General features: G+C 58.4%; 22 protein-coding genes and 5 pseudogenes. 14 read left to right on the forward strand and 13 right to left on the reverse strand.

Annotation, left to right across the window (positions count from 1 at the left end):
- Positions 1 to 255: 255 nt before the first annotated feature.
- Genes JCM25143_RS18330 through JCM25143_RS09245 form a run of 3 tightly spaced genes read left to right on the forward strand, consistent with a single transcriptional unit; the run spans position 256 to position 3022 of the window.
- The gene (locus JCM25143_RS18330; protein WP_234395151.1) at positions 256 to 2016 is read left to right on the forward strand and encodes a tetratricopeptide repeat protein; all 1761 of its coding nucleotides are present in this window, start codon (positions 256 to 258) and stop codon (positions 2014 to 2016) included.
- Positions 1974 to 2114, forward strand: coding sequence for a hypothetical protein (locus JCM25143_RS23920; RefSeq protein ID WP_234395152.1), 141 nt, complete (start codon positions 1974 to 1976; stop codon positions 2112 to 2114). The genes JCM25143_RS18330 and JCM25143_RS23920 overlap by 43 nt, the downstream gene beginning before the upstream one ends.
- Positions 2111 to 3022, forward strand: a complete 912-nt coding sequence (locus tag JCM25143_RS09245; protein ID WP_025860906.1) for a 4-(cytidine 5'-diphospho)-2-C-methyl-D-erythritol kinase — start codon at positions 2111 to 2113, stop codon at positions 3020 to 3022. Before JCM25143_RS23920 ends, JCM25143_RS09245 begins: the two co-directional genes overlap by 4 nt.
- A 171-nt stretch (positions 3023 to 3193) precedes the next feature.
- On the opposite strand, the gene JCM25143_RS22340 is transcribed toward JCM25143_RS09245, so the two are convergent.
- Together JCM25143_RS22340 and JCM25143_RS25220 are read right to left on the reverse strand one after the other, a co-directional pair.
- Positions 3194 to 3379 carry a hypothetical protein gene (locus JCM25143_RS22340; protein WP_159101624.1) on the reverse strand — a complete coding sequence of 62 codons (186 nt, stop codon included), beginning with the start codon at positions 3377 to 3379 and terminating at the stop codon, positions 3194 to 3196.
- Between the two features lie 40 nt (positions 3380 to 3419).
- Positions 3420 to 3596, reverse strand: coding sequence for a Fic family protein (locus JCM25143_RS25220; RefSeq protein ID WP_081773545.1), 177 nt, complete (start codon positions 3594 to 3596; stop codon positions 3420 to 3422).
- Between the two features lie 222 nt (positions 3597 to 3818).
- Between JCM25143_RS25220 and JCM25143_RS22735 the strand changes: the two genes are divergently transcribed.
- The 4 genes and pseudogenes from JCM25143_RS22735 (at position 3819) to JCM25143_RS21505 (ending at position 5546) form a co-directional block, all read left to right on the forward strand.
- Entirely contained in the window at positions 3819 to 3980 is a 162-nt protein-coding gene (locus tag JCM25143_RS22735; protein WP_199897854.1) for a hypothetical protein, read from the forward strand.
- A 286-nt stretch (positions 3981 to 4266) separates the two neighbouring features.
- Positions 4267 to 4416 (forward strand): hypothetical protein, encoded by a 150-nt coding sequence (locus tag JCM25143_RS22740; protein WP_199897855.1) that lies wholly within the window; start codon positions 4267 to 4269, stop codon positions 4414 to 4416.
- Between the two features lie 119 nt (positions 4417 to 4535).
- Positions 4536 to 4847, forward strand: coding sequence for a lysozyme inhibitor LprI family protein (locus JCM25143_RS09265; RefSeq protein WP_199897856.1), 312 nt, complete (start codon positions 4536 to 4538; stop codon positions 4845 to 4847).
- Positions 4848 to 4939: 92 nt separating this feature from the next.
- Positions 4940 to 5546, forward strand: a pseudogene (locus JCM25143_RS21505) (transposase).
- Between the two features lie 16 nt (positions 5547 to 5562).
- On the opposite strand, the pseudogene JCM25143_RS20865 reads toward JCM25143_RS21505, so the two are convergent.
- The 4 genes and pseudogenes from JCM25143_RS20865 to JCM25143_RS20870 form a co-directional block, all read right to left on the reverse strand.
- Positions 5563 to 6245 (reverse strand): annotated as a pseudogene (locus tag JCM25143_RS20865) (putative bifunctional diguanylate cyclase/phosphodiesterase).
- Between the two features lie 2 nt (positions 6246 to 6247).
- Complete coding sequence (locus JCM25143_RS24755; protein WP_267879938.1) at positions 6248 to 6379, reverse strand: hypothetical protein; 132 nt, start codon at positions 6377 to 6379, stop codon at positions 6248 to 6250.
- Between the two features lie 27 nt (positions 6380 to 6406).
- Positions 6407 to 6505: pseudogene (locus tag JCM25143_RS25225) on the reverse strand (hypothetical protein); the annotation flags it as partial.
- Positions 6502 to 7629: a diguanylate cyclase domain-containing protein gene (locus JCM25143_RS20870; protein ID WP_051543165.1), complete on the reverse strand. Its 1128-nt coding sequence runs from the start codon at positions 7627 to 7629 to the stop codon at positions 6502 to 6504. The gene JCM25143_RS20870 and the pseudogene JCM25143_RS25225, both read right to left, overlap by 4 nt.
- A gap of 251 nt (positions 7630 to 7880) precedes the next feature.
- On the opposite strand from JCM25143_RS20870, the pseudogene JCM25143_RS23925 reads away from it, so the two are divergent.
- Both JCM25143_RS23925 and JCM25143_RS23930 read left to right on the forward strand, forming a co-directional pair.
- Positions 7881 to 9223: pseudogene (locus tag JCM25143_RS23925) on the forward strand (M1 family metallopeptidase); the annotation flags it as partial.
- Between the two features lie 182 nt (positions 9224 to 9405).
- Complete coding sequence (locus JCM25143_RS23930) at positions 9406 to 10575, forward strand: ERAP1-like C-terminal domain-containing protein (RefSeq protein ID WP_148300079.1); 1170 nt, start codon at positions 9406 to 9408, stop codon at positions 10573 to 10575.
- A 66-nt stretch (positions 10576 to 10641) separates the two neighbouring features.
- Here the strand turns inward: JCM25143_RS23930 and JCM25143_RS25405 are convergent.
- From JCM25143_RS25405 to JCM25143_RS09305, 4 genes and pseudogenes are all read right to left on the reverse strand, one after another.
- Positions 10642 to 11642, reverse strand: a pseudogene (locus JCM25143_RS25405) (SDR family oxidoreductase).
- A 123-nt stretch (positions 11643 to 11765) separates the two neighbouring features.
- The gene (locus JCM25143_RS09295) at positions 11766 to 12344 is read right to left on the reverse strand and encodes a YqaA family protein (RefSeq protein WP_025860909.1); all 579 of its coding nucleotides are present in this window, start codon (positions 12342 to 12344) and stop codon (positions 11766 to 11768) included.
- Between the two features lie 9 nt (positions 12345 to 12353).
- Positions 12354 to 12563, reverse strand: a complete 210-nt coding sequence (locus JCM25143_RS09300) for a hypothetical protein (RefSeq protein WP_025860910.1) — start codon at positions 12561 to 12563, stop codon at positions 12354 to 12356.
- Positions 12520 to 13995 carry an MATE family efflux transporter gene (locus JCM25143_RS09305; RefSeq protein WP_051543167.1) on the reverse strand — a complete coding sequence of 492 codons (1476 nt, stop codon included), beginning with the start codon at positions 13993 to 13995 and terminating at the stop codon, positions 12520 to 12522. Before JCM25143_RS09305 ends, JCM25143_RS09300 begins: the two co-directional genes overlap by 44 nt.
- Before the next feature lie 477 nt (positions 13996 to 14472).
- On the opposite strand from JCM25143_RS09305, the gene JCM25143_RS09310 reads away from it, so the two are divergent.
- Entirely contained in the window at positions 14473 to 15405 is a 933-nt protein-coding gene (locus JCM25143_RS09310) for a ribose-phosphate pyrophosphokinase (protein WP_025860912.1), read from the forward strand.
- 48 nt (positions 15406 to 15453) lie between these two features.
- Positions 15454 to 16050 (forward strand): histidine phosphatase family protein, encoded by a 597-nt coding sequence (locus tag JCM25143_RS09315; RefSeq protein WP_025860913.1) that lies wholly within the window; start codon positions 15454 to 15456, stop codon positions 16048 to 16050.
- A gap of 27 nt (positions 16051 to 16077) precedes the next feature.
- On the opposite strand, the gene JCM25143_RS09320 is transcribed toward JCM25143_RS09315, so the two are convergent.
- Entirely contained in the window at positions 16078 to 16413 is a 336-nt protein-coding gene (locus JCM25143_RS09320) for a hypothetical protein (protein ID WP_025860914.1), read from the reverse strand.
- Positions 16414 to 17011: 598 nt separating this feature from the next.
- Between JCM25143_RS09320 and JCM25143_RS22030 the strand changes: the two genes are divergently transcribed.
- Positions 17012 to 17218 (forward strand): hypothetical protein, encoded by a 207-nt coding sequence (locus JCM25143_RS22030; protein WP_159101627.1) that lies wholly within the window; start codon positions 17012 to 17014, stop codon positions 17216 to 17218.
- A 152-nt stretch (positions 17219 to 17370) separates the two neighbouring features.
- Here JCM25143_RS22030 and petA read toward each other — a convergent pair whose 3' ends face one another.
- Both petA and JCM25143_RS18365 read right to left on the reverse strand, forming a co-directional pair.
- Positions 17371 to 18000, reverse strand: coding sequence for a ubiquinol-cytochrome c reductase iron-sulfur subunit (gene petA, locus JCM25143_RS09330; protein WP_025860916.1), 630 nt, complete (start codon positions 17998 to 18000; stop codon positions 17371 to 17373).
- Positions 18001 to 18241: 241 nt separating this feature from the next.
- Entirely contained in the window at positions 18242 to 18640 is a 399-nt protein-coding gene (locus JCM25143_RS18365; protein ID WP_025860918.1) for a class I SAM-dependent methyltransferase, read from the reverse strand.
- A gap of 177 nt (positions 18641 to 18817) precedes the next feature.
- On the opposite strand from JCM25143_RS18365, the gene JCM25143_RS09340 reads away from it, so the two are divergent.
- Positions 18818 to 19291: a c-type cytochrome gene (locus JCM25143_RS09340; RefSeq protein ID WP_408735033.1), complete on the forward strand. Its 474-nt coding sequence runs from the start codon at positions 18818 to 18820 to the stop codon at positions 19289 to 19291.
- 60 nt (positions 19292 to 19351) lie between these two features.
- On the forward strand, positions 19352 to 20719 hold the full coding sequence (locus tag JCM25143_RS09345) for an outer membrane beta-barrel protein (protein WP_025860921.1): 1368 nt from the start codon (positions 19352 to 19354) through the stop codon (positions 20717 to 20719).
- Positions 20720 to 20732 lie beyond the last annotated feature (13 nt).

Consider the following 20732-nt stretch of genomic DNA (forward strand, 5'->3'; position numbering starts at 1 on the left):
CCTGCGGCGCGCGGACGGCGCGCGGCAGGTCGGCCATGGCGAAATCCACGCCCCATTCGGTATAGAGACGCAGCAGGGACAGGTGGGCTTCCATCCTCACTGCTTTACCATAACCTGTTCTGGCGGCCACACGGTTTGGCGGATTGGCCGGGCCGGGGTAGAGAATAAGGCAGCCATTCGCGTTGTTCCCCCATTCGGGTGGGGCGGTTGCAGAGGCCAGCCCGGTATCGCCGATCCAGCCTGATAAGGGGTCTTATGCTGTTCTGTCGTATTCTGCCTGCGGTTTTTCTGCTGTCCGCCTCCTTATGCTGTGCTTCGGCGCTGAGTACACCAGCAAGGGCTGCTGGACCGGCGCAGGATGGGGGCAAAACCCACAAGGAAACGGGGCATATCGATTCGGAGGCGTTCCTGCGTGCGATCGTGGCCGTGCGTTTCGAAGATGACGCAGAAGCCGCGAAGGCCTTCCAGCAGGCACTGGCGGCTGATCCGGGTAATGCCGAACTGCTGCGGCAGGCCTTGGTGCGCAGCATCATGTCAGGCTCACCCGATGCGGGGGAGCTGGCGCGCCGGGTGAATGAACTGCCCGCCAGCCGTAATCAGGTTTCGGTGCTGGCGCTGGGTAACGAGGCCGCCCGGCAGGGGCGATGGACAGCGGCGCTCGGGTATTACCGTATGGCCGAATCCGATCTGCTGACCCATCTGATCATGCCGCTGCTGATGGCGTGGGGCGAGCAGGCGCAGGGGCATGCCGGGCAGGCGGTCAATGCCCTGCTGGCGCAGGCACAGGATGCGGGGGGGGGGCTGACGCCTTTCTATACCCTGCATGCTGCTCTGATTGCTCGGGCAGGGGGTATGGAAAACCGTGCGCAGGAGCTGCTGTTTCGTGCGCAAAAACTCATGTCCGGCTCCGATGTGCTGACAGCCCGTTCCTGTGCTGCATGGCTGTGGCAGCACGGCCAGCGTGAAAAGGCGCGTGCCGTATTGCGCGCGCTGGGTGATACAGATCCGCTGCTAACCCTTGCCGGGCCGGGCCTGCAGGCAAATATTGCTGTTTTTCCAGTTACTTCGGCGCGCGAGGGGATTGCCCGCGCATATCTGCTGGCGGCGTTCATTCTCAACCAACAGGGGCGTGAGCAGATGCACGCCGACCCGGCCGGGCCAGCACGGCTGACGGCTGCGCAGCGTGGAGCCAGTGCCTTTCAGTTCAATGAGGCAAGCCGACTGATGCTTGGCTTTGCGCTGGAAATGGACCCGACTCTGGTGGAGGCGCGTCTGATGCTGGCGGAAATCCAGGGTGAGGAAGGCCATCCAGACGCTGCGCGGGAAACCCTGCTGCATGTGCCGCCTACTGACCCGTTGGCCCCGGTGGCCATGTTCCGCCTGAGCATGTTCGATATTGCGGCCGGGCGGCTGGATGATGCGATTGCCCTGCTGAACAAGCTGTCGAGCGAATCCCCCGAGCAGACTGCGGGGCAGGCGCAGGTTCAGCGGGTTCTGGGCGGTGCATTGCTGGAAAAGAAAGACTGGGCGGGGGCAATTGCCGCCTACACACGGGCCATGGAGTTTGACCGCAAACACGGCGCGGTGGACTGGGCCCTGCTGTCCATGCGTGCGACGACTTATTATGAAGCCGGGGACTGGCCTCATGCCCGTGCGGATGCGCGCGCGGCACTGGCTTACGCGCCGGATGAGCCTTCCTTGCTGAACTTCCTTGGCTATTCCATGACCGAACGGCATGAAAATCTGCCTGAGGCAGAAGAGCTTTTGCGCAAGGCCCATCGTCTTGCCCCCGAAGAGGCTGCCATTACGGATAGTCTTGGCTGGGTGCGGGTCGAACAGGGGGATGTTAAAGGCGGCTTGGTTCTGCTTGAAAAAGCGGCAGAGCAGATACCGGAAGATCCTGAGGTTAACTACCATCTGGGTGAAGCTACTGGCGTTTGGGCCGAAGGACCGAAGCAGTGGATCAGTGGAACATGGCACTGGGCCTGCACCCAAACCCATCAGATGAAAAATTGATCCGCGCTGCGCTGGAGCGCGCCGATATGGCGCCACAAACCGGGGTGGATGAAAAAAAGAGTGACCAGAGCACTCAAAAAGGAGAAAAAGCACAGTGACGATCGCCGTTGCACCCGCCGGGGTGACCTTTGTGGAAGCAGCTCCCGCCAAGATCAATCTGCATCTGCATGTAACGGGCCGCCGGGCGGATGGGTATCACTGTCTGGACAGTCTGGTGGTGTTTGCGGGCGCGGGCGATGTGCTGCGTTACGAACCGGGCGATGCGCCGTTGACGTTAAAGCTGGCAGGGCGCTTTGGCGCGGTACTGGGTGAAGATGCGGCCGGGCCGGATAATCTGGTTATGAAAGCCGCCAGTGCGTTACGTGATCTGGCGGGGCCGCAGGCGAATGTGCGTGGCGGCACGTTGGTTCTGGAAAAACACCTGCCGGTTGCATCGGGCATTGGTGGTGGCTCGGCGGATGCCGCGGCAGCACTGCGGCTGTTGAACCGGGTGTGGAATATACAGGCCGAGCAGGCTGATCTGCTGCGTCTGGCGGAAAGGCTGGGGGCGGATGTGCCTGTCTGCCTGCTGAGCCATACCGCGCGGATGGAAGGTATTGGGGAAGTGCTGGGTGCAGCTCCCGCTTTGCCTGAATGTGGTCTGGTGCTGGTCAATTGTGGACAAGCCGTTTCTACACCAGCAGTTTTCCGGGCGCGTCAAGGCGATTTTGTGCCTAGAGCGGAACTGCCGGCCCATTGGAATAACGCGCAGGAACTGGTTGCGACACTCCAGACACTTGAAAACAGCCTTGAAGCGCCAGCCTGTGCTGTGTGTCCGACTGTGGAAAAAGTTTTGCATGATATTGCCGCTCAACCGGACTGTCTCATGGCGCGTATGAGTGGCTCGGGGGCGACATGTTTTGGTCTGTTCCCGAGCGTGCAGGATGCCGAGCAGGCTGCGGCCCGGCTGGCAGATGCCCATGAGGCATGGTGGGTCTGGGGTGGCGGCCTGCGTGAAGGTGCCTAACGGATTTTTCCGCAGCGCTAGGTTTCAGGACCTATTAATTTATTGAACTGAGCGAACGGTTGTGATTCACAGACTTACCGATGGAGGTGATGCTGTGAGTGACGTGTTTTTGCTGTCTGAGAGGCAGATGGAGCGGACAGGCGGTCATGTCGCTGGCCTTCGTAAGCCTGCTCAGGAGCCGTTGTTGCAATAAACCGCTCCTACCAGTCGGATAGGATTTTCCTTTTTACGGGCATTCTCCAAAAACGTGATGGCCCTTTGCAAGGCGGCACTGCGTATTGGATCGATGGCGTCGGACAGCATGTGCTTCACGGATGCGGTGTTACCCAGTCCACCGGTGATCGACACCGCGATCATACACTCGCGTGAAACCAGCGAAAAAGAAAGCTCGTGTGTGTCAGGTGTCCCGTGCAATCTTGCGCCAGAATAGCATTTGGGCGCGGCCATTCCCTTCGCGGAAGGGGTGAATATGGTTCAGAGCTATGAAATGTGGCGTCAGGCGCTCGACAAAGAGGGTCTGGTAAAGATTTTTTAGAGAGTCTTGGGCAGCAAGCTGGTCAAAAAGTTTCTGCAGTTCCTACGTCAGCCGTGAGGGGGTGTGAAAGCGGTCGCATCTTCACTGTTGACAAAAGCCTGTTTTAAGAGCGCGACTTGCCTGAACTCCCCTGCCCATTCGACATCAACCTCGACGTGGTGTGGGAGACGACCCAAGAATGGCTGCCAGCGCTGCTCAAGCAACTACCCTCCGTGCGCCAAGATGCCGATCACATGAACAACTCAACCAGAAAGGAATGATATGGCGGTTCAAGCACTACCGAAGACAGGTTTCGAGCTATGGCAGGACGGTATCAACAAAGCCGTAGGTGATGCCAAATGGAATGCTTGGGATTGCGAAATCCAAGTGGCAGTCAATGAGAGAACAACCGCCACCTTTCTGGTAAAGAAGGCGGCGATTTGATTCTGCCTTCAGCCCTGAAAGGTCGTTTGGCGACTGGATCAGTCCGAACCATTCCAGCACATAACATCCGAGCCGGTATAGGCTATCTGCTTATGCGAATGGCCAATTTCTAGTGCCAAAGCACACTTGGTTCTGATACCAAGATTTACTAAATTACTATAAAATCCGTAGATATTATCGGAAATATTGCGAAGGTACAAGGAGTCACAGTCGATGCGCTGAGAAAATTGAATCCGACAGCTATTGTTCTACGACCTGCTCGGGTAATGAAGTGCCAAAAGCATCGATGAAATGTTTTATTACAAGTTGGCGGCGCATATCCACGGCGTTGATTGCGCAGCGCTATAACGGCGGCGGTGATATCAACTACGCCAAAAAGCTCGATTACGCCCTGTCGGTGATACGCAAGGGAAAGGTTGCTCTATGTGCGCAGTGAAGCTGCTCGGTGTTTGCTTAGCTGCGTATTTGCCCTTACCGGCACTTGCAGCCTCAACAGGCCCTGTTCCTAGCGAGCGGGCCTTGCGCGAGGAATGTAGCGCATTCTCTCAGGCAGGGATGCGAGACTGCCTTGCAAAGAAGGCTGAAAATAGCCGGAAGGCTTTGCGGCAAGCAGAGGAGAATGTAGCCAGAACGCTATCAAAATGGGATGAAGATAGAAAGTACGTGAGCCAAGCTATGGCCAAACTTACCGCATCGAATGAAGATTTCGCCAAATATCGTGATGTCCAATGCGCATTCTCTTCATCTTTGGGTGGTGGCGCGATAGGAAACGCTATTGATATGCGCCGTTTGGCGTGTATCGCGGAACTCAACGGCAGGCGAGCAGCACAGCTACGCGACGCAGTGTCTGACTTGCCGTTGAAGTAGTTTGCATGAGCACTTCTAGGCTCAAAATCTGTTAATTCCTTAAACTGAGCGAGGCGTTGTGATTCACAGGTTTATCGAAGGAGATTAAGCCTGTGAGTGACATGTTTTTGCTGTCCGAGAGCCAGATGGAGCGGATGAGGCCATATTTTCCTCTGGCGCACGGAGTGCACGAGTGGATGGCCGGCGTATTCTGAGCAGGATTGTTTATGTGATCCGCAACGGTCTTCAGTGGAAAGACGCCCCGCAAGCATATGGTCCGCACAAGATTTTGTATAATCGTTTCATCCGATGGAGCCGCGTGGGCGTCTTTGACAGGATTTCTGTCGCCCTGACGGAACAGGCTGGCGGTTCGCCTGCACCTGACAGCAGGTCAGGTCCGTGACTTTAAAGGCGCAGACGTGCTGCTGGCAGATCTCCTCGACGAGACAGAAGAAGTCATCGGGGACAGAGGCTATGACAGCAACCGGGTCAGGTTATCGCTTGCAGAACACAATATTACTGCCTGTATTTCGCGAAAAAGAACCGGAAATCAAAACTACTCACGACTGGCATCTGTATAAAAAACGCCATCTGATCGAAAACATGTGCGCAAAGCTGAAAGACTGGCGACGTGTTGCAACCAGATATGGTTGCTGTGCTCATACATTCATGCCCGCGATCCACATCGCAGCAAGCTTTATCTTCTGGCTCAAAGAATGAGTTCTAAGAATAGGTTTTAGGCAAATTCATGCTGAACAATGGGGCAGGGGCGGCCTAGCAGGTAGCCTTGGGCCTGTGTGCAGCCCATGGCCTTGACGATTTGGAACTGTTCTTCTGTTTCCACGCCTTCGACAATGATCACCATTGAGCGGATAGCCGCGATGCTGACAATGGCCTGAATGATTTCCCGCGCCGTGGGGTCTGACAGGCCCTGCACAAAGCTGCGGTCAATCTTGATTTTGTCAAAAGGGAATTTCCACAGATAGCTGAGTGAAGAATAGCCGGTTCCAAAATCGTCAATGCTGATCCGGCATCCGATATTGCGGATATCGTTCAGAACCGAGCTTTTGAATTCAACGTTATCAATAAGGACGTTTTCCGTTATTTCTATTTCCAGTCTGTGTGCGGGCAGTCCGGTGCCTTGCAGTGTCTGACGGATAATATCTGTCAGTTTGCGGTTTTTAAGCTGGGCTGGTGAGACATTGACCGAAACGGCTATTTCCTGCGGCCATTGTGCGGCCTGTTCGCAGGCCATCCATAAAATGCGCTCGCCAAGCTGGTGGATCAGCCGGTTTCTTCAGCCAGACGGATGAAGAGACTGGGCGGAATGGTCCCCCGTTCAGGGTGGTGCCAGCGGGCGAGCGCTTCATAGGAGCGGACACGGCCACTTTTGAGGCAGCAGATCGGCTGATAATGCAGGCTTAGCCTTCGCCTTCCGCCAGACGGGCCAGTGCGGTGGTCAGTTCTACGCGTTCGCGTATGGCGTGGCTCAGTTCGTTATCAAACACCTTATACTGGCAACGGCCCAGCGCTTTGGCGCGGTACAGGGCCATATCGGCATATTGGAGCAGGGTTTTTATATCCGTGGCCTGTTGGGGGAAATAGGCCGCCCCGATACTGGCCCCGGATGCCGCCTCATTTCCCTCGACAATATAGGGCAGTTTCAGGTCGTTGATCAGCCTGCAAGGCGTTGCTCAATATCAGCGCTCATGGTTTGCAGGGGCCAGATAATGGCGAACTCATCGCCCCCCAGCCGGGCAACAAAGTCATGATCGCGGCAGCAGGCGGTTAGGCGGCTGGCGGCTTTTACAAGCAGTTCATCTCCAGCGCCATGACCGTAAACATCGTTAACAGATTTGAAATTATCTAGATCGATATAGAGAAGGAGAAAGGGGCTCTCCAGATTTTCGGAGAGTGTTTTAAGGTGAGAGTGAAAAAAATTCCGGTTGGGCAGGCCGGTCAGGTTGTCATAATGCGCCAGCCGTTCAATCCGGTGCTGGGTTTCGCGGTATTCCGTCACGTCATCGGTGGCGGTCAGTTCCCATCGGTCATGCTCGATGTCATCGCGTAGGAGCAGGCGGCGGCTTGAAAGGATACGTTCCCGGCCTTCATGGTCAACAAGCGTCTGTTCGGATTTGGCGCTGCTGGCGCTTTCTGCCAGAGCGTGTGCTGCCTGACCGGGGCTCAGAGGCGTGCGGTCATGCAGGCCCATGGTTTCCGCCGCGCGGTTATGCAGGATAACCGACCCGCTTTCGAGTTCCCGCACCTGAATGGCGGTGGGAATGTTTTCAATAATGCTGGAAATGAACAGCTTGTCGCGCAGGGCGCTGCGGTTGGCCTGCCGGAGTTCTGTTGTGGTCTGGTTCAGTTCGGTAATGGTGTTCATGGCCTGCGTGTGCAGGGCCTTGGTCAGACCAAGAGTTGTGCCAACGCCGTGATAAAGCCCGTGATCGGTAATGATAAAACCCGTGAGCTGGTTCAGGGCCTGAGCCTGCAGGCTTTTATTGACGAAATCTGCAACCGGGTGGTTCAGGTCCACAAGAATGGGGTCGGTATCCATCAGCAGGGCGACGGGCCGGTTGGCAAACAGTTCGTAACCGAAGCGGTTGCCGACCTTGAGCAGAAAGTCCCACCGCCCGATAAGTCCGACTGGTCTGTTGTTCGCATCCACCACGGGAATTTGCGCAAGCTCGGGCGTGTCGTTGAACAGAGCCAGTATGCGCGCACCACTTTCATCCGGCAGGACGGGGCGTACGGACAGGGCAATGTCCTTCATGCAGTGCTGGGCGGTGCGGTCGCACATGGTTACCTCAGAAGACACAGAGTGCGCGCGGGCGAGAACAGGCGTTGCACGAAGACGTTCCGGTTCAGGCTAGAGTCTGGTAGTCATAAAAGAAAATGAATGGCCCCGTCATCGGTTCAGAGTGTGAATTTATTGTTAATGGCAGGGCCGCGACCCCCGATACGGGAAGGCGCGGAATGCTCCGTGCCTGTGGGCAGCAGCCCGCATGGGGCGGTAGAAGGAGCAGCGGTTTGGTAAAGTCCTGTCAGGGTATGGTGGTGTGGCTGGCTGCGGTCGGTAGTGTTCTATCGGTTCAGCAGGCCGTGCCGGCCAGGGCTGCAAGCCCCTTTGTTTCTGACGCTACGCCGGGGCAGTTACCTAAAACGGTTGCCCCCCTGGCCTACACGATCGACCTGACCCCTGACCTGAAACGGCTGAGCCTGCGCGGGCATGAAACTGTGCGTATCGCGCTGGCAGGGCCTACGGACACGCTGGTGCTCAATCAGGCCGGGCTGACACTGGCTTCGGCCACGGTGGATGGCGTTGCTGCCCATATTACACAGGATGAGGCACTGCAGACCGCCACATTCCAGCTTCCACACCCCCTGACAGCAGGGGAGCATACGCTGGTGGTGGACTATACTGGCCCCATTCCCCAGACCCCCAACGGCATTTATTACAATGATTATACCGACCGGGCGGGGCAGCACAGGCGGATGCTGGTAACGCAGTTCGAAGTGGCGGATGCCCGGCGGATGTTTCCCGGCTGGGATGAGCCTCGTTCAAGGCGCATTTTACCCTGAGCGTAACCCTGCCGGATGATCTGGTGCCACTGAGCAACATGCCCGTGGCAACGGCAGCACCGGCTGGTGAGGGGCTGCGGCGCACCACGTTCCAGCCCACACCGCGCATGTCCACTTACCTGCTGGCGTTGGTGGCGGGGGACATGGCATCCACTGCGGGACGGGCTGAAGGCACGCCTGTCAGAACCTATGCACCCGCTGGGCAGGAAAAAGACGGCACGTATGCAACGCAGTCTGCCGTTAAAATACTGCCTTATTACAACAGCTATTTTGGGGTGCGTTATCCCCTGCCAAAATTGGACATGATTGCCATCCCCGGTAATTACGAGGCCGGGGCAATGGAAAACTGGGGGGCTATCACCTTTATAGATGACGCCGTGCTGTACGACCCGCAACTGAGTGCTCCCTCCACCAAGGAACGGGTTTTTCTGGTTGTGGCGCATGAAATGGCGCATCAGTGGTCGGGCGATCTGGTCACCATGGCATGGTGGGATGACCTGTGGCTGAACGAGGGTTTTGCCACATGGATGGAAACCCGCGCACTCGATCGCTTCAACCCCACATGGGAAATCTGGCCGCGCCAGCATGAAGACCGCGAACGCGCGATGGCGCAGGATGCCCTGCCCACCACGCACCCCATCCAGCACCCCATTCATGATATCAGCGAAGCCAGTTCGGCCTTTGATAGCATCAGCTACCAGAAGGGATCGCAGGTGATCCGCATGCTGGAAAGCTGGCTGGGCAAGGACACATTCCGTGCGGGCATGCGGCGCTACATGAAGGCCCATGCCTATGGTAACGCCACCAGTCAGGACCTGTGGAATGCACTATCCGCAGTTTCGGGTCGGAATGTGGGTGTGGTGGCGCGGACATTTACCGAGCAGCCGGGCATTCCGCTTGTGCAGGTGGCGCGGCACTGCACGGCCGGGCGTAGTGTTCTGACCCTGCGGCAGGAACGCTTTACCATTCACGATCCTTTCCCCCAGCCTTTGACTTGGCAGGTGCCGGTAGTGCTGGTGCGCCGGGGGTGCCTTCGCACAGGGTTGTTCTGGGCACGGACCCGGCCACCCTGTCCTTTCCCGGCTGCGGGCAGGCCATTACGGTCAATGTGGGGGAAAACGGCTATTACCGTGCCCAGTATGATGCCCTGGGCCTTGCCGCCCTACGCACGGGTTTTGCACGGCTGAGCCCGGCGGAGCGGGCCAATGTGCTGGGTGATCAGTTTGCCCTGTTCGAAGCGGGGCGCGCGCCACTGGCTGAGTATCTGTCGTTTGTTGCCCTGTTGCCCACAACAGGGGAGCGCAGCACGGCGGTCTGGCAGGAAGTCGTAACCCATCTTTTGCAGATCGACCGAATGGAGCGTGATACGCCCTCCCGCGCGGCGTTCCGGGCTTTTGCGCGCGGTGTGCTGGCTCCGGCTTTCACCCGGCTGGGCTGGGAGGAAAAAAAGGGCGAGCCCTTGCCCGAGGCCATGCTTCGACCCCAGATCATAGCCGCACTGGCAAGCCTGAACGACCCGGATGTGATTACTCAGGGCCTGACACGATTTGACGCATGGCAACGGCACCCGGATTCCCTGCCGTCCGGCCTTGTGGGGCCGGTGGCCGGTATTGCCGGGCAATATGGTTCCAGTGCGGATTTTGATGCTCTGGCCCGTCTGCTGCGTCAGGCCCCGGATACGGAAAGCAAACTGCGGCTGTATGCAGCACTGGCCCACACGCATGACACTGCTCAGGTGGAGCATGCGGCCCTGCTTGCTACGGATGGCAGTATCCCCAACGGGCGGATTGTGCGGGCTCTGGCCCAGCTTGCGCGCGCGAGCGAACAGCCTGAGGCTGTGTGGCAGATTGTGCTGGCCCGGCAGGCCACCATACGCCAGCGGTTGACGCCGGGGGGACAGGCCATGCTGTTGCCCGCTGTTGCCGCGCAATCAAACGACCCGGCAACAGGGGCAGCCCTTATGGCTGATCCTGCAAGCAGGGCTTCAGCCGGAGCCCGGCAGGAGGCCCGCAAGGCGGAAGATCAGATCGGGCAGACGGTGGAATTGACCGGGCGCACTCATACGGCGGTGGCTGAGTGGCTGGCGACTCTGGCGGCTTCTCCCGCCACAGCCCCGGAGGGGATGCGGGTCTTTCTGGAGCGCCTGCCGCCTCGCTCTCCCTGAGAGCGGTGTGAACAGGCTCTCTCTGGTCACCCCCGTTGTGGGGGCGACCAGAGAGAGCGAAAGCGCTTAGCCCCGGCGGCGATGGTGGCGCACAAGACCAAGCAGCAATGCGCAGGCCAGTGTGCCGAGCAGCCCGGCCCGCAGGCGAGAAGGCACGAACAGGCTCAGCGGGCTTTCCAGCCTGCGTGAGCGGGTTTCAAACGGGCCATGGGCAGCCAGAGCACCGGGGGCAGGGGCGTAGAGGTTGTCAGGCTGGGGGGTGTCGAGCCAGTCATGGCCCATCTGGCTTTTATAGGCATGTTTTGCCAGCCAGGATTCACGCCATAGCGGGGTTACGTGCCGCCACAGGGCGTGCAGGGTTTCACCCAGCCCGATTGAAATGGAGCGGTGGCGGCCAAACACCGCACGGCAGATCGCTTCTGCCGCCACTTCGGGCTCATAAACGGGGCCGTATGGCTCTAGCGGTTTGCCCGTCATGTTGCGGGTATGGGCATAGCGCGGTGTATTGATGGAGGGCAGGCTTACCATGCGATATGGATCGTATCCGCATCGTGCAGGAGTTCGCTGCGCAGGCTTTCACAAAAACCGCGCAGGGCTCCGCGCGCGCCGCTTTCCGCCGCCTGAAGGGGGAGGCCACGCAGGGCCTCTGCCAGATCCAGATTGACAATGGTGCCTTCGCCCCGGCGGCGCATGACATCCAGCGCCGTCAGCGTGCCGTTGACGCTCCCCAGATAGGTGACTTCGGTTGCGCGGTGGATGTCCTGCGCATCCAGTGCGGCAACCTGCCCCACAACAGTAGCACCCGCGCAGTTGACCCAGACAGAAATCGGCCCGAGTTCCGTCTCGACCCGTGCTGCGGCAGCACTAAGGCCCAGAGCATCCGTTACATCGGCTTCAAGGATCAGGGTGCGAACCGAGTGGCGCGCAAGTTCCTGAGCCGCATCGGCCAGACGTTCGGGGCAGCGGCCAAGCAGGGCAATGTCAAACCCTGCGCGACCCAGAGCCTGCGCCGTGGCGCGGCCAATGCCTGAGCCCGCGCCCGTTACTACGGCAATTTGCGATGGCATGCGGCAAGTTCCTTCCGTCTGTCGTGCTTATGTGCCCCATCCGAGCAGGGTGTGGACGGGGCGAAAAAACGTTTTCTGGCCCAAGGTGGCGGTGCACGCAAGGGAGGCAAGCCCGGTGAGGGCTTACAGGTAGCGCAGCGCCAGCACACCGCCGATCAGCAGTGCGGCAAACACACTGGTAACGAGCGGCAGGCGTCGTTCCAGAAAGCTTTCAATCGGTGCTCCAAAGCGCTGGAGCAGACCGGCCACCAGAAAGAAGCGCAACCCGCGCGTGACCAGACTGGCCAGCATGAAGGGCACAAGCGCAAAATGCGCCATGCCGCTGGCAATGGTTACGAATTTATAGGGAACGGGGGTCAGGCCCTTGAGTAGGACAATCCATACTCCCCATTCCTGAAACCGTATCTGAAGTGTCTCAAGCGTGTGGTCCGCATGATAAAAATGCGCGATCGGGCGGGCCACGCTCTCCAGCAGGGCCGCGCCGATCAGCCAGCCCAGAAGCCCCCCGGCAACACTGGCCAGCGTGCAGAGCGTGGCATAGAACCACGCGCGCTCACGGCGGGCCAGCACCATGGGCACCAGCAGAGTTTCAGGCGGCAGAGGAAAAAAGCTGGCTTCTGAAAACGCAAGGGCGGCCAGCCACCAGGGCGCATTGGGGCTGGCTGCGTGAGTGATCACGCGGGCATAAAGTCTGGACAGCATGGAGAGACGTTACGGCCTTTCGTTGTGTAGCACCGCTTCCGCCTTGCGGTGGATGGTGTCGTATTCATCCTGAGTGAGTCCGCCACGGTGCAGCATTTCGCTGGCGCGGGCCAGTGCATCGCGGGCGTGTGCGGCATCATGGATAGGGTAGCGGCGTCCCGGCAGGGCAAAGGCGCTATCGGGGAGGGCGTTGCGTTCTTCTGCTGTCAGCTTCGACATCTCTGCTCATCCTGTCCTGCGTGTACACAATGCCGACACTCTCCACATCATCCAGTTCGGCCATGGCGGCCTCTGCACTGGTGGTGGGAATATCGGACACTGGCACGCTTTCGGGTGTCCGTGCCATGATGTTTGTGCTGGTCGCGGACGACGTCTTGAGGTTCCGCGTAACATGGAACGCCGTCAAGATGGCGAGGGTGCCGAACAGGACTGCACCAATAGCCTGACCCGCCTGCACACCCAAAGGCCCGTACCGCTCACCAGCCATTACAAAAGGCACTGTGCCCAATGTTGCCCGTCCCCAGTTAAAGGCGGTGGAATAGAGCGGAAAGCCAAGATTGTTGAAAGCCGAATTGGCGACGAACAGCATGCCTACAAACAGGTAGCTGCCGATGGTCCATGTGCAGAACAGGTGAATAAGGGCGGCGGCCTCGTCATGGGCGCTGTAGATATCCACAACCAGCCCCTGCGCGCAGATCAGGAACCCCCATGTCAGGCTGACGCTCATCACCACAATCTTGAGGGCGGCGGTCAGGGTCTGGTTAACGCGGTCGTAACGTCCGGCTCCCAGATTCTGCCCCATGATAGGGCCGATGGAGCCTGTGAGTGCGAACACCAGCGCGAACAGCACTGGCACCATGCGCTCAATGGATGCCTGCCCGGCTACAGCTTCAAGACCGAATCCGGCCATGGCGCTGGTGACATAAACACCCCCCGCTGGGGTGGCCAGATTGGTCAGGATAGCGGGCAGGGCCACATTGGCCACGCGGCGGGAATCCGGCAGCAGGCGTTTCAGGCTGGGCAGGGCCAGCATGTCGTGGCGCATCGCGCCCCGCAGCCCGGCAATGCTGACCACCAGCCGCGAGAGCAGCGTGCTGATGGCGGCCCCGGTCAGCCCTTCGTGAAAGCCAAAGATAAACAGCGGATCAAGCACGGCGGCCACCACTGCGCCGATCAGCGTGATGTTCATGGAGCCTTTGGCATCTCCCACCACGCGCATCAGCGATGAGGAGGCCATGCCCATGCAGATAAGCGGCATAGCGGTGCTGACGGCGCGCAGATAGGTGGTGGCGGCGTCTAGCGCATCGCCCCGCGCGCCAAACAGCGCCAGAATGGGCCGAGCCCAGACGAGCGTGCCCAGGCCCAGAATAGCGGTGACGATAAGGGTGACGGTCAGGGCGGAAGAGGCGATAGCCTGCGCCTCGTGGTGATTGCCTGCGCCGATTTCGCGTGCGGTTACGGCACTGATACCGATGGTCAGGCCAATGGCGACCGCAATCTGTAGGCCGATAACCGCGCTGGCAAAGCCAATGGCGGCTGTCATGGCCGTGCTGCCCAGATGGCTGATATAAATCATGTTCAGCATATCCACCGCGAACACGGCCATAAGCCCGATAGCGCCGGTGCCTGACATGACAAGAACATGCCGCATGATGCTGCCTGTTATGAAACAGGCCCTGTTGCGGCTACCGGGCGTGGGCATTCGGGCTCCGTTGGGGCGTTTTGTCTGCGGTGAAGGGCAGGGGAAGGGCCGGTGGATAGGGGAGCAAGTATGTCACGCCTGCACCGTAAAGCGAACCATCAGAGTAATGAACTCCGGTCATGAGAGCCGTGCCGTCCTGGCAGTGCCTGCGCAGGCTGCCTGACCTTAGGTGGAGCAGGCCGACAAATGCGTCCGGCCTTTGGTGTTTCTGCGTTACGGCGGAAGAACGAGAGTAGAGAAAACCCGACACGGACGCAAGGTCATGCGACATGTCGCGCGGCTTTTTTGCCACGGGATGATACGCAAGGCACACAGGGGTGTCCGTCAAGGATGACAAGGCGGGCCGTCGTTGCTAAACCGCCCTCGCTTGCGGTGCCGCGTGCATGTCCTTGATAACATCTCTAAGGCCGGGATTCTTTAACTGCCATGAAGATTGTCGCTTGTAACAGCAACCTGCCGCTGGCCGAAGCCGTTGCCGCAGAACTCAGCCTGCCCCTGTGTAATGCCACCGTCCGGCGCTTTGCGGATATGGAGGTCTTTGTCGAAATCCATGAGAATGTACGTGGTGAGGACGTGTTTGTGGTGCAGAGCACCTGCACGCCCACCAATGACAACCTTATGGAACTGCTGATCATGCTCGACGCACTGCGTCGTGGGTCGGCCAAGCGCATTACGGCTGTCATGCCCTATTTTGGCTATGCCCGGCAGGATCGTAAATCCGGCCCGCGCACGCCTATCAGCGCCAAGCTTGTGGCCAATCTGCTGGTGGAAGCCGGGGCAAGCCGAGTGCTGACACTGGACCTGCACGCCATGCAAATTCAGGGTTTCTTCGATATTCCGGTTGATAACCTGTATGCGGCTCCCCTGTTCGTGCGCGACATCCGCGCCCAATATGGCGATCGTGATCTGATGATCGTTTCCCCCGATGTCGGGGGCGTTGTGCGCGCGCGCCAGCTTGCCCAGCGGCTGAACACGGATCTGGCCATTATCGACAAGCGGCGTGAACGCGCTGGTGTGTCCGAGGTCATGAACGTGATTGGCGACGTTAAAGGGCGGCACTGCCTGCTGGTGGATGATATCGTGGATAGCGGTGGCTCACTGTGCAACGCGGCACGCGCTATTGCTGAACGTGGGGCTGCCTCTGTTGGGGCGTATGTCACCCATGGCGTGCTGACAGGGCAGGCTGTGGAGCGTATCGGCGATTCGCCTATCGAAATGCTGACCCTGACAGACAGCATCATGGCCACCGAACCGGTGCAGGCGGCGCGCAATATCCGCCAGATCACCATTTCCGGCCTGCTGGCCCGCGCCATGCGCGCGGTTGCGGATGAAAGCTCCGTTTCCTCCCTGTTCGACTGAACGGTTACGCACAGGCCCGCCCTTTAGCATGACAGGTTGCACGCTTTCATGACCCAGCTCCTCCTCCGGCCTTACTGGTATCTGCGCCACGGACAGACTGACTGGAACCGGGCTGGCCTGTCGCAGGGGCGCACGGATGTGCCGCTGAACGAAACCGGCATAGAGCAGGCGAATGAGGCGGCGGTGCTGATCGGGCAGGCGCTTGATGCGGCAGGCAAAGGCGGAATTGTAAGGATTGTTTCCTCCCCGCTCGAGCGTGCGTTGCGTACGGCAACTATCGTGCGGGATGCGCTGGCGGCGCGGGGGTTACCCACCCTGCCGTTGAGCATTGAACCTGATCTGGCGGAAGTCAGTTTTGGTGAACAGGAAGGCCAGCCGATAAGCGACTGGTATGATGACTGGATTGCTGGCCATTACACGCCCCCGCAGGCAGAAAGCTTTGCCGTTCTGCGGGCGCGGGCGGTAGGGGCTATCAACCGGGCGACCGAAAGCGAGGGCTGCCCCTTGGTGGTGGCCCATGGTGCATTGTTCCGTGCCCTGCGCGCCGCCATGGACCTGCCGGCCAACGTGCGGCTGGCCAATGCCGTGCCCCTGAGTGCTGCCCCCACGCAGGATGGTGGCTGGACGTTGCAGGAACTGCCCTGACTTCTTGCCCGAAAGCCGGGTGCGCTGTCAGTCGCGCGTGAGAAGAAAAAACGGGTTGTTGTGAGCCCGTATCCTGATGCAGTGGGGCAGGAGTTCGCACACCGCACTTTGCAGCACCAGACCGGAAAGCCCGGTATGTTCCGAAAACGCGTTCATCTCCGCCCGTGTGACCAGAGCGCGCACTTCCGCCGGAGTGGCTACGGCATCTTGCTGGGTTTCTCGCCAGCGGTGCAGGGTGTCCATCATGCCGACGGCACGGGCGCGCTGATCCAGCTTGCTGGGGCGGTCCGGACGGGCGACTGGTCCCAGTACTTCGTTCAGCACGGTCAGCAGGGCTGAAGTATTCAGCGGTGCGTCGGGCACGATAGTCCTTTTACGGCGTACGGCGCATTTTACAGCATGCAGGAATGACATTGCATTTTATCCGTTCCGAAAAGGAATACTGAAGCCAACGGGTGGCCGGGGGCGAGGTTTCTTGCCCCTACGAATAAAGCCACCCCGCCTATGCAGCCTTACAGAGCTTTTGCCTGTTCCGTATGAATAAAGATACGGCAATTCGCTTCATTCCCAGCTTGAGATGTCAAATTTGTGACGGCGTCAATCGCCTGTCTTCTGCTGGTAGCTGGGTGGCGAGTGTGCTAACGCAAAGGGGCGCTTGGTCGCGCACGCAAAACGAAGTGGCTCCCCTTTGTCGGGTGGCCTGCGAATACAACACCCGGCTTCGGCCAATCGTGGTGAACGGTGACGGCTGTTTATCATGATGGGAATAAGCAGGGCAGCGTTCACTTCGTTATCGTTGCGACCAACCACCTGACGCCAGGAGGCATCAGCGTTTTTACACGTCCTTGGTCGGACCAAAAAACGAGGTAGATAATGTTCCCATTCGATAGGCTGATACGCTTTTTAAGTAGAGTCTGTGGCTCTCCTCATAGAGAGCACAGGCATATTTTTACCGGGTGATATGGTTCGCGTAAATACAGGTCACCCACGGAACTATGAGCTGAACTTCATCGGTAAAATAGAAGATATAAAAACCGACATTCCGCAGGAAGAGAGGTCTCTTCCTGCGCATGAAGTTCATCGCTTTGGTATCAGGATGCCACATGGGGTTATTTACTATTTCAGTGAGGCTGAAATATTCAGACTGAAAAAACCGCATAAAAGCTGATTTTTCTTGGGTGATTCTGTCGAGAGGTGGATTCCATCACCGGCATTACGAAAACGGGGCTGCCTTATCTGGCGGCTCCGTTCCGTGGCCGGTTTTTCCCAATCAGCAGTGCCAGTCCATCCGGGCTTTTTGTCGTGAATGCGGGGGCGCGTCTAGATCTGGACAATACTACCGAAGTCGAAGGTTTTGCCTGCCGGGTTTTCTCCCAGCCTGATCGTGGACGCGCCGGAAATGACATAGGGGGGCACTGGCAGGTTGTAAGGGGCTGGCACCCCTTTGAAGACACGACCGGCCAGATCAAACCGCGAGCCGTGGCAGGGGCAGCCGTAAAGCCCTTCCGCCGGGCCGCTGGTGCTTTCTTTTACATAGGTGGGCACACAGCCCAGATGCGTGCAAATGCCGACATAAACCCCGTATTCCGGCACGAGAGAGCGGTGCCAGTTGCGGGTGTAGTCTGGCTGCTGGTGGGCTTCGGATTCCGGGTCTCGCAGCAGGGCAATCAGGGCGGCATCCTGTAGTCTGCTCAGGTCTTCGGGGGTGCGGTGGATAATAAAAACGGGCTTGCCCTGCCAGGCTGCCGTCATCTGCTGTCCGGGAGCCAGGTGGGAGATATCGACATCGACCGGCAGGTGCGCCGCCATGCTGTCGGGTGGTTGCAGACTTTCCACAAAGGGAATGGCGCAGGCCGCAGCGCCGGTGGCAACGCCCGCAGTGGTAACAAGGCCCAGAAAGCTGCGCCGACCGGGGGGCTGGTTTTCTGTGTCTGCGGGTTCTTCTGTCATGCTTGTGTTTCCGCGTTATCCGGTCTGCCCGGCGGTTTTTATATCCAGTGCTTCCATGCCATGGCAGGGAGCCGGGCCGGAGGGGTTTTCTTATAGCCTGCTGATGTGGCGTTCAGCACCCCGCGCGCAGGGAAGGTGTGTCCCGCGTGCGGAGTGGAGCGTTGTTTGGCAGGCAACCGCGCGAATATACGCCAGCGCATCCGCAAAACATGAGCAGGCGCATGACGCCGCTACCATGTGGCTACGTAGCTTTTGGGGAATACGAGGCGTTCTGAAACAATTTCGGTATCAGGCAGCAGGGCTCTGAACGGCCCGCGTGTGAGCGGGCGGGTGTGATAGGCCGCCCCATGTATTGCCTGTCCACCGACAGGGTTTTGAAAGTGGGGCGGAACAGCTTTATCAGCGAGACCAGAAAAGGGTCGGCCAGCCAGTGTATTATGGGGAGCAGAAAATGCTGCTCGACAGGAAAACCGAAAGCGGGTGTTTGAATCCAGCCACGTTTTCCAACGCGTTTTGCCTCATTGTCCGTTATGCGCATGTCCAGCCAGTTTCCAACAGGCTCGATAACGGAGTTGCACACCACCATGTCGAAAGACTGGTCGCTAAACCGGCTGAGGCCGCGTGCATCGCCTATCATCATGGTGGTTGTCTGGCGCAGTTTTTCTTCTTCGGGCGGCAGATTGGCGTGATGACCTTAATCCCTTATGTGAAACGTCAGAAATGTATAACGGCGCAGCACGCGCTAATGCGGGTAAGGTTTCGCGCAATACGCACCAGAAGGGCGGATGAGCGGCGATAAAAGATAAAGAGGGAAAGCATGAACGATATGATCAGGCGCTATGGCATGGCGGCCGCACTGTTTCTGGCGCTGCCGGTCGGGCAGGCCATGGCTGATGACGGGAGAGACCTTTACGGAGCGACATGCAGCCTGTGTCATCAGGCCGGGGGAAACGGTGTGCCGGGCCAGTTTCCGGCACTGGCAGGCCGGGTTGATCAGATAGCCGCAACAGCACAAGGCCGGCGCTACCTTGCCCATGTGCTGCTCAACGGGCTTTCGGGCGAGATCAAGGCTGGGGGGCAGAGCTATTCGGGTTATATGCCGTCGTTCAGTTCCCAGTCGGATGAGGTGATTGCTGCTGTCCTGACTTATATTGCATCGCTGGGTGCGACACAGCCAGCACCGAAGTTTAGTGCGAATGAAATCACAGCAGCGCGTGCGGAAGGCTCTTTGGCCCCGGCCGCTATTCTGGAAGAGCGTAATAAACTGAATGCTGCACACCCGCTGCCGTAATGCGGGTGGATGCCTTGTCTGGTCTTTGACGTTTTTCTGGTATGAGAAAGAAAACGCTTTATGGTTTCGCGCTATTTTTCAATCAGTACCTGCCTTGTCTTTCAGTTCGCAGCCGTTCAGGCCATGGCTCAGGAAAAAATCCTTTCCGAAAGCGATGGTCGCCCGCTGGTGACAGAAGAAACAGCGGGAGAAAAGCGTGATGCCGCCCGGATTCCCGTCTCGCTCGCGCCGCAGAAGAGCCATAGCTGGTTTGATGATCTGGAAGGTCATGTGGTGGTGGAAGCAGGTGTGAACGGTAATCCGTGGACCCAGACCGGACGAAACTGGGCACAGTATTATGTGGACCGCGCCAATACAGGCACCCTCAACCAGATTACGGGCACTCTGTCCCATCCCGTGACGGATCTGGGGGGCGGGTATGGTCTGGGGTTTCTGTTTGAAGTGATGTACGGCTCCGATGCGCGTTTCACCCCCACCATTGGTATGGGAGACGGTAATCTGACCGGCCTGTATCAATGGGCACCAACACAGGCCCATATTGATGCTCATTTGCCATGGCTGACCAAAGGGGGTATCGACCTGAATATCGGGCAGATGTACGGTCTGCTCGGCTATGAGGGTACGGATGCGCTGGAAAGACCCTTTTATAGCTACAATTATTCTTCAGACTATATCGTGCCGTTTGAGGTTGTAGGGGTTACAGCCACCATTCATCTGAACGAGCATACAAGCTGGATTATCGGGATTAACGCCGGTAATTCCACTACATTTGGCGATGCAGGCAATAACAACCGGCCTAAGGGCTATTTCGGCTTTCAGTTCGAAGGTTTGGCGGGTGGCAAGCTGGACATGACCGCACTGACCTATGTCGGCCCGCAGCAGAACATGCACAACCCCGATATAGGGGCCGATGCCAACCGCGAAATGGAATATATAGGAGACTTTATCGCGACCTATAGGATTAACGACACGACCAGTGTCACCCTGAATGCTACCTATTTCCACGATGATTATCTGCGTGACGATGCCTATGGTGTCACCACCTATTTCGCGCACGACTTGTACCCATGGCTGACCTTTAATGCCCGTGGTGAAATTTTTCGCGATAATAACGGCAATGTCGTGGGCATGAATACATCCACCATGTCGTATATCAATTACCTGCGGGGGGCGGAGAGCTACCCGTATGATCAGGGGCCGGGCACTACCTATGGTGAACTGACGGTAGGTGTTTCCTACAGGCCGCAATTTGTGCATCTGCCTAAAGGCAGCCTTGTTATCCGCCCCGAGATCAGGCTGGATAAATCCCTGAATGGCACACGGCCTTTTAACCGTGTTTCACCCACGGATACGCCCGGTTCCAATTTTGCGGATAATGGCACCAACAACATGTTCTGGTTCAGTTGTGATGCCGTGTGGTCTTTTTGAAGTCTTCCCTTCA

It is taken from the genome of Acetobacter papayae JCM 25143 (assembly GCF_000613285.1).
In the GTDB taxonomy this organism is placed as follows: domain Bacteria; phylum Pseudomonadota; class Alphaproteobacteria; order Acetobacterales; family Acetobacteraceae; genus Acetobacter; species Acetobacter papayae.